This window comes from Chryseobacterium taichungense (assembly GCF_900109935.1).
Taxonomy (GTDB): domain Bacteria; phylum Bacteroidota; class Bacteroidia; order Flavobacteriales; family Weeksellaceae; genus Chryseobacterium; species Chryseobacterium taichungense.
On sequence record NZ_FOBV01000003.1, the window covers coordinates 1 to 11,531 of the forward strand.

The 11,531-nt window shown below is 40.9% G+C and carries 7 protein-coding genes and 1 pseudogene; 5 read left to right on the plus strand and 3 right to left on the minus strand.

Annotated elements, in window-relative coordinates:
• Together BMW64_RS20625 and BMW64_RS06820 are read left to right on the plus strand one after the other, a co-directional pair.
• A pseudogene (locus tag BMW64_RS20625) lies at positions 1 to 962 on the plus strand (hypothetical protein); the annotation flags it as partial.
• Between the two features lie 18 nt (positions 963 to 980).
• Positions 981 to 1,715: a DNA-binding domain-containing protein gene (locus BMW64_RS06820; protein ID WP_089999291.1), complete on the plus strand. Its 735-nt coding sequence runs from the start codon at positions 981 to 983 to the stop codon at positions 1,713 to 1,715.
• A 1,402-nt stretch (positions 1,716 to 3,117) separates the two neighbouring features.
• On the opposite strand, the gene BMW64_RS06825 is transcribed toward BMW64_RS06820, so the two are convergent.
• Entirely contained in the window at positions 3,118 to 3,711 is a 594-nt protein-coding gene (locus tag BMW64_RS06825) for a TonB-dependent receptor plug domain-containing protein (RefSeq protein ID WP_143052652.1), read from the minus strand.
• Between the two features lie 241 nt (positions 3,712 to 3,952).
• Here BMW64_RS06825 and BMW64_RS06830 point away from each other — a divergent pair, with 241 nt between their 5' ends.
• From BMW64_RS06830 to BMW64_RS06845, 3 genes are all read left to right on the plus strand, one after another.
• Entirely contained in the window at positions 3,953 to 5,311 is a 1,359-nt protein-coding gene (locus tag BMW64_RS06830) for an SNIPE associated domain-containing protein (RefSeq protein ID WP_089999293.1), read from the plus strand.
• Between the two features lie 213 nt (positions 5,312 to 5,524).
• Positions 5,525 to 6,160: a hypothetical protein gene (locus BMW64_RS06835; protein ID WP_089999294.1), complete on the plus strand. Its 636-nt coding sequence runs from the start codon at positions 5,525 to 5,527 to the stop codon at positions 6,158 to 6,160.
• A gap of 247 nt (positions 6,161 to 6,407) precedes the next feature.
• Positions 6,408 to 6,701: a DUF559 domain-containing protein gene (locus BMW64_RS06845; protein WP_228400869.1), complete on the plus strand. Its 294-nt coding sequence runs from the start codon at positions 6,408 to 6,410 to the stop codon at positions 6,699 to 6,701.
• Positions 6,702 to 6,941: 240 nt separating this feature from the next.
• On the opposite strand, the gene BMW64_RS06850 is transcribed toward BMW64_RS06845, so the two are convergent.
• Positions 6,942 to 8,927: a urocanate hydratase gene (locus BMW64_RS06850; protein ID WP_089999296.1), complete on the minus strand. Its 1,986-nt coding sequence runs from the start codon at positions 8,925 to 8,927 to the stop codon at positions 6,942 to 6,944.
• A gap of 12 nt (positions 8,928 to 8,939) precedes the next feature.
• The gene (locus BMW64_RS06855; RefSeq protein WP_089999297.1) at positions 8,940 to 11,519 is read right to left on the minus strand and encodes a T9SS type A sorting domain-containing protein; all 2,580 of its coding nucleotides are present in this window, start codon (positions 11,517 to 11,519) and stop codon (positions 8,940 to 8,942) included.
• Between the last annotated feature and the right edge of the window lie 12 nt (positions 11,520 to 11,531).

Below are 11,531 nucleotides of genomic sequence, written 5' to 3' on the forward strand. Positions count from 1 at the left end.
AGATCGGAATAGGAACAAGCATTCCGGATGCCAGTGCAGCTTTAGAAGTGGCTTCTACCAACAAAGGAATGCTGATTCCAAGGGTGGCTTTAATGGGTTCTACCGATCAAACAACCATACCTTCTCCTGCTACTGGATTAATGGTTTACAATACCGGAGCAAGCACTCTTACCTACAAAGGTTTTGTATTCTGGAATGGAACAGAATGGAGATCGGTGAATAACAATCCTACGATATCTCCAGCGATTGGATCTCTTAATTGTACGGATTCTTCTACTTTTCCGGCAACCTTTACTTCGGGTACGGCTTATAATGGAACGCTTACCGTTCCTTATACCGGAGGTAACGGAGGAAGCTATTCTTCAGGGACTTCATTCTCCCAAAACGGACTGACGTTTACCTTAAATCCTGGTATGCTCAATTATGGGAATGGTTCGATATCTTATTCTATATCGGGAACTCCCAACTTTACCTCACCTAATACTATCTCAGTTCCACTAAGTTTTTTGGGGCAGACTTGTAATGCTACTGTGGGAGAAAATGTAAGTGTTAACCCTATTCAATCTTTAAAAAAGGTAACCAGTCCTATTCCTACAACAAGTGATGCTGCCGTTCAGAATGCAACTAAAACTACTTTTGGGAATTTGTCAGTGAGATATGGGGGGATACCTTCTAACGTTGCAAATAGTTCTAATTCAATTCAGCTAAGCTCTTCTATAACAACTCAAATAGGAATTTGGGCAATTAGGAATGGATATGATACTATAACAGCTACAACCGTTAATGCTAATAGCTGGACAGGATGGGGTACTAGTTTTAATCCTATAACAAGAGATCAAGCTACAATATTAGTATCCCTGTATGCAACAGGCGAATTATACCGTATCACCATGCTATGTAATGATAATATGACCAGCCCTACAGTGGCAAGTAATATTACCTTTTTTATTGAGAAATTATAATCCTAAGTACATAAAGTAATGGCAAACATCCTACACAAAATCAAAGCATATCTCTACGATAACACCTTAACCAAAGACAACCCCAATGATTTCATTGCCCGTACGGCAAGCGAGCGTTCCCTTTCTGTAAAGCAGATATGTGAAGCCGCCGCCAGCCGAGGTGGTGCAGATGTTTCCGCTTCGGCAATGGAACATGCAACCGAGCTATTCCTGAAAGAAATGGCCTACCAGCTGTGTGATGGCTTTTCAGTCAATACCGGCTACTTTACTGCAAGCACTACCATCCGCGGGGTATTCGATAGTCCTTCAGAGACTTTTAACAAAGATAAGCACAGCATTATTTTCCAGTTCAACCAGGGAGAAAAGCTACGGGCTGAGATTCCTAATATTGAGGTCAATATTTTAGGTGTAGCAGAATCTTCTGCGGTCATTTTACAGGTAATGGATGTGAAGAGTGGTTCGGTGAATGATCTGCTTACTCCAGGCAGAAACCTGAAGATCGTGGGCAGTAAGATCAAAGTTGCAGGATATGAAGCTTCGGTAGGGATCTATTTTGTAGACACAGCAACACAGGGAAGAACCAAAGTGGAGCAAAGTGATATCGTCACCAACAATCCTTCGGAACTTATTGTAGTGATTCCTGCATTAGCAGCGGGAACTTATAATCTGGAAGTGGTCACCCAGTATGGCGGTGGTACTCCCCTGAAAGATGCGAGAACCGCTACTCTCGATAAAATACTGACGGTAGCGTAAGTAATGAGTCTCTGTTTTCCGAGAGACGCTTTCGTCGCCCGACACAAGGGTCTTGCGTCGGGTGTGGTAAGGAGGTTGCGTCGGGCGTCACAAGGTGCCTTCGTCGCCCGACGGAAACATCTCTCGGAAACTGACCCTCTTTTTAACAGAATAATTTTAGTATAATGGTACTCCGGCTTTGGGAATTTCCCGGCCGGAGTTTTTTGTGCGGGGGTGGCTTCGACTCCGCTCAGCCAACTTTGAGTGAGAGGGTTTGAGGGTTACGGAGTGTGAGTATTTTATCATTCCAGCTTGTCATCCCGTAGGGATCTAAGCACGAATCTTCCATGCTAACTTTAAAAGCGATGCCGAGATTCCTACGGAAATCACAGATTCGACGTAGTCAATGACAAAAGTGTGTGGTAGTGTGTGAGGGGTTGGAGAGTTTTAGAGTATGAGTTTTCTAGCGTATTAGGGTGTATGCATATTCTACAGAACGACGAAAAGTTGTCGAATGGCGGCGCCGGAGCGGAGTCGAAGGCCCGCATGTACTAGAAGGACTGATGGCTTCGGCTCCGCTCAGCCAAATTGAGTGGGAGGGTTTGAGGGTTATAGAGTGTGAGTATTTATCATTCCAGCTTGTCATCCCGTAGGGATCTAAGCACGAATCTTCCATGCCAACTTTAAAAGCTATGCCGAGATTCCTACCGGATGACAAAAGTGTGTGGTAGTGTGTGAGGGGTTGGAGAGTTTTAGAGTATGAGTGTTCTAGCGTATTAGGGTGTACGGATATTCTACGGAGCGACAAAAAGTAGTCGAATGGCAGCGCCGGAGCGGAGTCGAAGGCCCTCACGTACTAGAAGGACTGATGGCTTCGGCTCCGCTCAGCCAAATTGAGTGGGAGGGTTTGAGGGTTATAGAGTGTGAGTATTTATCATTCCAGCTTGTCATCCCGTAGGGATCTAAGCACGAATCTTCCATGCCAACTTTAAAAGCTATGCCGAGATTCCTACCGGATGACAAAAGTGTGTGGTAGAGTGTGAGGGGTTGGAGAGTTTTAGAGTACGAGTGTTCTTGCGTATTAGGGTGTATGGATATTCTACAGAACGACGAAAAGTAGTCGAATGGCGGCGCCTGAGGCTCTCGAAGGCCCGCGTTACACTACAAGGACTAGTGGCTTCGAGTGGCCTCAGCCACCATTGAACGCATGGACCTACTTACCCTTGTCATTCTGAAAGAAACTAAGCACGAATCTTTCCATCAATATTACAACGATGCCCAGATTCCTACCGGATGACAAAGACTGTGGAATAATGTGAATACAGGACCCAAAACCCGACACTAGATCTCTAGACTTGCAATCTATACATCACAGTTTCGATCCCCGTATTCTCACCATATAGCCGCTATTATACTCATCAAATTATCGGTTTCTCTTTCTCGTCATCACAATGACGCCATTTTTCCCCTTGTCGCCGTACTTTTCAATGGCAGCCTCTCCTTTAAGAACCTGAACACTTTTTATTAGATGTGAATCAATTTTTTTAAGTTGTTCTTCACTGATTATTTTCCCATCCATTACATACAGAGGAGGGTTGCTCCTTATCGTTTGTGCATGCATCCCTCCTAAAACCATATTCTGCCTTCTTACACTGTCCTGCACGGCAGGTGAAACCACTTTTCCTTTGAGCCTGGGCTGTTTGAGGGTATCCGGCTTCGGTTCACATTGCTGAGCCTGAACGGAAACGAACCCTCCCGCTGTTACGATAAAGCCAATAGCAAACTTCGTAAGCAAGGAATTAATATAAGAAAAGCTCAGATCACGATTAAGCTGCGATGCTTTAAAATGCCCACATACATTCTCAGGATTTCCCGAAAAGGCCTCAACAATTTCTTCATCCGAAGAACCGCTAAAATCTCTCACTGTTTTGGTGCATACAGAACAGAATCTTCCCTTCTCATCCGGCGACATGGCATCCCAGTTTTCATGACAGGGTGTTGGTATGATTAGTTTCATAATATCTCTTTTCTTATAAAGATGCAGTTTTGACAGTAAGGGTTGGAAAGGCATTGATTTCCACAATAAAAATCCGTAGAAATACGGAATGAGGTGTGGTCGTGGTTTTTATTTTTAATGCTTATTTCACTGATTTTGTTGCGGTAAAAATTGATTTAAATACGGGAATCCGTAATGAGTTGTTGTACGCTCTCTTTACATTTGAACATACTATTCAACTAATAATAAAACACTAAAAGTTATGGGATTATTTGACTTTTTAAAGAAGAAAGAATTAAAGGAAATACAAGAATTAAAATCTGATCTGGCAAGTTGTAATCAATCAAGAAGTCAAAAGGAAAAAGATCTAGAAAAGTATTCTTCAATAATAAATCTGGAAGAAGAAAAAAAATCTATTATATCAGAAATTGCACAGCAAAAAACAGAGCTTATAAAATTAAATGAGAAATATTTAGAGGGAATTACCACTTATAAAAATCTGAAAAATGACATTTCAATCTTTGAAAACAATTTAGAGTTATCAGAATTTGGAGTTTATGAGCCTATATATGATTTTGAAAAATCAGATGATTACAGGATTGAGCAAAATAAAATTATAGAGCTCCAAAAATCAATGATCAAAGAAGCAACCGCTGCAATATGCAGAACAAATTGGACTGTTGACGGAAGCCTTTCAAAAGGAAAAGCCTCAACAACCCGATTCATAAAACTGATCTTACGGGCCTTTAATGGTGAAGCGGATTCTCTTATCGCTAAAGTGAAATGGAATAATGTAAATCAGATCAAAGAGAGACTGAAAAAAGCCTTTGAAACTTTAAATAAACTTGGCGAAAGCCAAACAGTAGAGATAACTCACAAATATTTTAAACTGAAAATGCAAGAGCTGATTCTCGAATATGAATACCGAGCAAAAAAACAACAGGAAAAAGAAGAGCTTAGAGCTTTACAGGAAGAATTGAGAGAGGAAGAAAAAGCTAAAAGAGAATTTGAAAAAGCTCAAAAAGAGGCTGAAAAAGAAGAGGCTTACTATTTGAAAATTTTAGAGAAAGTTAAGAAAGATTTCGCGGAAAAAAATGGTAATCCAGAAGAATTACAAAATAAAATATCAGAATTAGAAAAAGAATTGGAAGAGGCTCAGCTCAAGAAAGAACGAGCGTTATCAATGGCTCAACAAACAAAAAGAGGTCATGTATATATTATTTCAAACATTGGTTCATTTGGGGAAAATGTGTTTAAAATAGGTATGACCCGAAGATTAGAGCCGATGGACAGGATCCGGGAATTGGGAGATGCTTCAGTTCCGTTCAGGTTTGATGTTCATGCGTTAATTTATAGTGATGAAGCACGGACTTTAGAATATGAACTACATAAAGCCTTTTCAGAAAAAGCCTTAAACTTATTCAATTTCAGAAAAGAATTCTTTAATGTGACTCTTGAAGAAATTGAAGATAAAATCAAAGAGTTAGGATTTTCGGCCGAGTTTACCTCTGAGCCTGAAGCGATGGAATACAAAGAAACTTTAGCCATAAAGAATAAAGAAAATATTGAAGTGACCGAAAGAGAAACCTTGGAATCTGAATTCCCTCAATCACTGATATAATTAAAAATTAAATAACAACAAATATTGTCTCAGATGAAACAATAAATTATAAATCCAGAAATTACAAAATACAAACCTGCCTCACAGCAGGTTTTCGTATTTCAAAACTTTGTCAAAGATTTCAACTTTAACAAAGTAGAGGCAACCATCTTCTATTTCCTGCGTCTTTTATTATAGAGAGATTCATTACCTATTTAACAGTAAATATTGAGTATGAAAAAAGCAATCTATATGTTAGGGTTCTTCGTGAGTTGCAATCTGTTTTTTGCTCAGAGAGACCATATTGCATTTTTTGCAGGATTAGAATTACAACCGGCGTTAAACGGATACGCACCAGCCTTCCAAATGAATGGACGGTTGTATGTGAACGACCGTATTTCATTGGGTGCCGCACTGGCCTATACCCAGCAGAACCATTCAGACAATTTCGGGTATCTGGCTGATCGAACGAGATCTTATCATACGACATTCAACCTACTTGCCCAAAATGATCTTATTCAAAAGGAAAAATTCTCATTAGGCATTTATATTTCTACAGGGATGTATTTTTTGAGCCTGGTGAATCCCGATGAGACGTACACCCAAACTACGTACAATCAAGTTGAGGACGTATGGTTTGTTCATCAACAGGAAGTACCGAGAAGATTAAGCCGTAACCTGTTTTACAATATACAACCCGGCCTCGACCTCTCCTATAAGCTGGGAACTATCACCAAAGAAAAAGTAGGAATCTATCTTACTTCACGGGTCGGCTATCAGTTTGTACTGGGAAACGGAGATATTACCAATGGAACACAACTGACCAAACCTGTTGTATCTTTGGGCATCACTTTCAACGGACCTAAATAAAACCATGATTACGGATTGGTGAGATTGTAAAAAAAGAACCTGCCTGATGGCAGGTTTTGGTTCTTTTGACGGCAAAACGGCACGCCCATTCTTGACTGGCATTGTCGGGATATTCTGCGTAAGCATAGCAAGTACAGAATTCCCCTCCTTTGGAGGGGTGGCAAAAATTCAAAGAATTTTTGACGGGGTGGTCTTATACTTTTCTACTTTCCCAAAAAAACTTAAATTAGTTCAAACTTAAACACAAATGTTAGAAAAACAGATACTCACCCAAATAGACGGTGTCATTATTTACCGCAATTTTGTCGAACATCTACCTTACAATCCCCATCTTAAGCCCTTAATAAAAGAAAAGAGAAAATTAGGTATTTTATCAGAAGTATTGTTTTGGAAACAGGTCCGAAACAAAAACTTTCACAATATTGATTTTGACAGACAAAGAATTATTGGTAATTATATTGTTGATTTTTATGTAAAAACATTAGGCCTGGTGGTTGAAATTGATGGTATAAGCCATGATTTTAAGCAGGACTATGATTAGGAAAGGACAAAGTTTTTGGAAAGTCTAGGTCTGAAAATTTTTAGAATTACCGATTTTGATGTGAAGCAAAATCTCTCAGTAGCAATGAATGATCTTGAGAACTTTATTATTGAACATTATAGTTCATAGTAATTAGTTTCCTTTTGGAAGGGGTGATCTGATAAAACCTGTATAATGCTTTATAACCACCCCGTCAAAATTTTTCAAATTTTGCCACCCCTCCAGAGGAGGGGAATTTTATTAAAACAAACTTTCATCCACAAAATTCGGGAGTGTTACTTTCAATTTTGGTTCGGTTTCCATGGCTCTTTTGATGGCGAAAACGGCGCCTTCATTTCTGGCCCAGCTGCGTCGGGAGATTCCATTGTTCACATCCCAGAAGAGCATTGATTTTAATCTTCGGTCGGCATCATCGCTGCCATCCAGCAACATTCCGAAACCTCCGTTGATCACTTCGCCCCAGCCTACACCTCCACCGTTGTGAATAGAAACCCAGGTTGCTCCACGGAAACTGTCGCCGATCACATTGTGGATAGCCATATCTGCGGTAAATCTTGAGCCGTCATAAATATTGGAAGTCTCACGGTAAGGCGAGTCGGTTCCTGAAACATCGTGATGATCACGTCCCAGCACGACAGGTCCGATCTCGCCGTTCCTGATTGCTTTGTTGAATGCTTCAGCGATTTTCATTCTTCCTTCGGCGTCAGCATACAAAATTCTCGCCTGCGAACCGACTACCAGCTTATTTTCCTGTGCTCCTTTGATCCACTGGATGTTGTCTTTCATCTGCTGCTGAATCTCTTCCGGAGAATTCTGCTGGATCTCTTCCAATACCGCACAGGCAATATCATCGGTTTTCTGCAGATCTTCAGGTTTTCCGCTGGTGCACACCCAACGGAACGGTCCGAAACCATAATCGAAACACATCGGCCCCATGATATCCTGAACGTATGAAGGGAATTTAAATTCTCTTCCCAGTTTTGGGTTTTCTGCCATGACATCAGCTCCGGCTCTGGAAGCTTCCAACAAGAAAGCATTTCCGTAATCAAAGAAGTAGGTTCCTTTGGCTGTATGCTTGTTGATGGCTTCCGCATGTCTTCTCAAGCTTTCCTGTACTTTATCTTTGAACAGTTCAGGGTCTTCTGCCATCATACGGTTGGATTCCTCAAAGCTTTGTCTGACCGGATAATAGCCCCCCGCCCATGGATTATGAAGTGAAGTCTGATCGGAACCAATATCGATCCTTAAATTTTCCTGATCGAACTTTTCCCAAACCTCAACAATATTTCCCAGGTAAGCTAAAGAAACGGTTTCTTTATTTTCCTGAGCTTTTCTCACTCTTTCTACGAGTTCATCAAGATTTTCGTGAATTTCATTTACCCATTTCTGGTCGTGACGGATTTTGGTAATTTTTGGGTTGACTTCCGCACAAACCGTCACACAACCTGCGATATTTCCGGCTTTCGGCTGAGCACCGCTCATTCCGCCTAATCCCGAAGTCACGAACAATCCGCCTTTTGGTTCTTTGTTGATCTTTCTGAAAGCATTCAGCACCGTGATCGTCGTTCCGTGAACGATTCCCTGCGGACCGATGTACATATAGCTTCCTGCGGTCATCTGTCCGTACTGTGTTACGCCCAATGCATTAAATTTTTCCCAGTCATCCGGCTTGGAATAGTTGGGGATCATCATCCCGTTGGTTACCACTACTCTCGGTGCATCTTTATGTGAAGGGAATAATCCCATCGGGTGTCCCGAATACATGACCAACGTCTGCTCATTTGTCATTTCGGAAAGATATTTCATCGTCAGCAGGTACTGCGCCCAGTTACTGAAAACAGCGCCGTTTCCTCCATAAGTGATAAGCTCATGAGGGTGCTGCGCTACGGCATAATCAAGATTATTCTGGATCATCAGCATGATGGCTTTAGCCTGCTCTGATTTTCCTGGATATTCTGAGATCGGTCTTGCCTTCATCTCATAATCCGGACGGAAACGGTACATATAGATTCTTCCGTATTTTTCAAGCTCTTCTCTGAATTCAGGCAATAATTCCGCATGAAACTGAGGCTCGAAATAACGTAAGGCATTCTTCAGGGCAAGCTTCTTCTCTTCTTCCCCTAAAATTTCTTTTCGTTTTGGAGCATGATTGATATTGGTCTCGTAAGGTTTCGGCTGTGGCAGGCTGGCCGGAATGCCCTGCTGTATCTGTTCCTGGAATGTCATATAATTTTAATTCTACTTTTTAATAAATTTCTGTACTGAAGTTTCTTTTCCGTTTTTCAGAATAAGATAATAAATACCTGTTGAAAGATGAGAAACATCAATCGTTGGCTGTATCTTAGTTAATGGTATAATTGTTCTTCCCAAATGGTCTGTTACTTCGTATTGGCTGTATCCTTCGGCTTTAATGTTAATAATTCCTGTGGTTGGATTTGGATAGATAAGATTTTTTTTGCTGGTCTTTGGCTCTTTGACATTAAGAGAGTTCTGCGGAATAAGTTTAGTCAGCCCTTTCGCATACTGTCCGTCGAAAGCACTGAATTCACCACCTACTAAAAAACCGCCATTATATTTTTTAATTGAGGTTACAATATCTCCGTAGTAGTCGGTATGGCTCATGGTAAATCCGGATCCTATATCAAAGGAGGTATCATAAGAACCGTTGGCATTATGCCGAACCAAATTTCTGGGATCAAATGTATTGATAACTGTTGTGAAAAACTTCCCGTTATTCTCAAATTCAAGTGGCTGCTGCTGAAGCGGACTTCCCGGCAGAGGATAGGTCGGCTGGCTGAATGAAGCATCAACTGTTCCGTCATTATTGAATCTTGAAATCCGGTGTCCGGTGGCTGTGTACCCCATTGTCAGTATTTTACCGTCAGGCGTAGGATAGAACTCGACAATATCAGGCTGCGAAGAGTCCTGAAAGAAACCAGGATCAATCGTTCCATTCGGAAGAAGCCTTCCCAATGTTCTCTTTGAACTGTTGGCATTTTTCCCAGTGAGAAGGATTTTGCTGTCCGGTAATAATTTCAAAGACCTGATTTCCGAATACGGCTTCTGATAATTGATGCTATTATCAAGATTCCCATCGGTGTCAAGTGTTATTATTTCGTAATTGAGATTTACTGTTGAGTTATACCTGTACATGTTAGGAACCACTACCTTCCCGTCTCCTTTCAGAATAAATTTATCCATATATCCCTCTAAACCTATATCAGTTCCCGTAAGGCTGAAAAACGAGGTATCGAGAGAACCATTGTTGTTAAGCCTTATAACGGCACCTCCGAATGCACCGAGTCCTGAAGTATAAATAAATCCGTTCGTACCCATTAAGATCTTCCCATCCGGCTGAAAATGGATATCTACCGGAAAATTACTGGACTGCATATAGAGATGGGTATCCACTTTAAAGGTTTCGTCTACACTTCCGTCGGCATTCAATCGGATGATCCGGTCGCCGGTAAATCCGTTGTAGGAAAAGAAATATCCGGTGGCAATGATCTTACCGTCAGGCTGTACAAAAAGCTTATGAACAGCCCTGTCAAATCCTTTACAGATATTACGGAATGCCATATTAATGGTTCCGTTGGAAGAAAATCTTACCATATTATTAACGGCTACCTCATTAAACATCCTGATATTTCCTGATGCCAGGATGCTTCCATCGCTATAATAACTCAGATGACTAATGACATCCTGATCTGAATAGCCATTGATCATCCCTGTTACTTTTCCCTGGAAAGAGGTATCGATGGTGGCATCATCATTCAGACGTAAAATTCCGGCTGCCTGGTCAGATCCATATTTTTTGAAACATCCGCCGGCAAGCACTTTTCCGTCCGGCTGGATAAGAAATGAGAAAATTCCGTAATTGGCATTATTTTCCCAGGACTGGTTAAAAAAATTCTTCGGTATAAAAGTACTGTCAAGAGTTCCGTCAGCATTTAATCTTGCAACATACTGTCTGTTCAGGGAAATAACAAATCTTCCACCCAAATATATTTTACCATCGTTTCTTACAGCAATACAATACAGTCGCCCACTTACTTCTGTGGATCCCCATCCTTCAATCGTAGAAAAACTGCTGTCGAAAGATCCGTTCGTATTGAATCTTGCCACTTTGGTAGAATACATCGCTATAATCCTGCCATCCGGCTGCAGATCGAAGTCTTTCACTTCGTCATCATTATAACTGTCATCAAAGGTAAAAGTATTGTCTATCGATCCGTCGGTATTCAGCCTGATCATATATTTTTTGGTAACTCCATTATAAGACCAGAAGTTGCCGGCAATAAGAATCTTGTTATCGGACTGAATTTTTATTTTCCGCGGTGTCTTAGAATTTGCATATACATAATAATTAAATCCCGATCCCACTGCAAAACCTGTATCTAATGTGCCGTCTGCGTTCAGCCGTACGATGTTGTAAGAATTGGTTGTATTGTATTTTCTAAACGTTCCAACGAGTATTATTTTACCATCAGTTTGCAGGGCGATGCTGCTGATTGTGCCGTCGAACTCTCCGGCATTATAAGAAGTATCGAGCGTATGGTCCGCATTGATCCTCACAACCTTTGAAACAACCTGTGTAGTACCGGAAATAACGTATTCATAAGTATCGTAAACGACAAGTACTTTTCCGTCCTGCTGTGCTACCGTAGCGGTAATTTTCTTCCCGTCAATGAAATGCGTATTACTTTGAAAAGCTGCATTAAAATCAGGATCCATTACATATTTATCCTGTGCATACAAAAGATCGAAGGATACAAAGAACATCAAAACCAGAAGTATCTGGGAGTATATTTTCGTCATAATTAAATTTAA

Excerpts from the sequence above, each read along its gene's own strand:
- BMW64_RS06845 (WP_228400869.1), top strand. The coding sequence starts at position 6,408 with ATGTTAGAAAAACAGATACTCACCCAAATAGACGGTGTCATTATTTAC.
- BMW64_RS06820 (WP_089999291.1), top strand. The coding sequence starts at position 981 with ATGGCAAACATCCTACACAAAATCAAAGCATATCTCTACGATAACACC.
- BMW64_RS06855 (WP_089999297.1), bottom strand. The coding sequence starts at position 11,519 with ATGACGAAAATATACTCCCAGATACTTCTGGTTTTGATGTTCTTTGTA.
- BMW64_RS06850 (WP_089999296.1), bottom strand. The coding sequence starts at position 8,927 with ATGACATTCCAGGAACAGATACAGCAGGGCATTCCGGCCAGCCTGCCA.
- BMW64_RS06825 (WP_143052652.1), bottom strand. The coding sequence starts at position 3,711 with ATGAAACTAATCATACCAACACCCTGTCATGAAAACTGGGATGCCATG.
- BMW64_RS06830 (WP_089999293.1), top strand. The coding sequence starts at position 3,953 with ATGGGATTATTTGACTTTTTAAAGAAGAAAGAATTAAAGGAAATACAA.
- BMW64_RS06835 (WP_089999294.1), top strand. The coding sequence starts at position 5,525 with ATGAAAAAAGCAATCTATATGTTAGGGTTCTTCGTGAGTTGCAATCTG.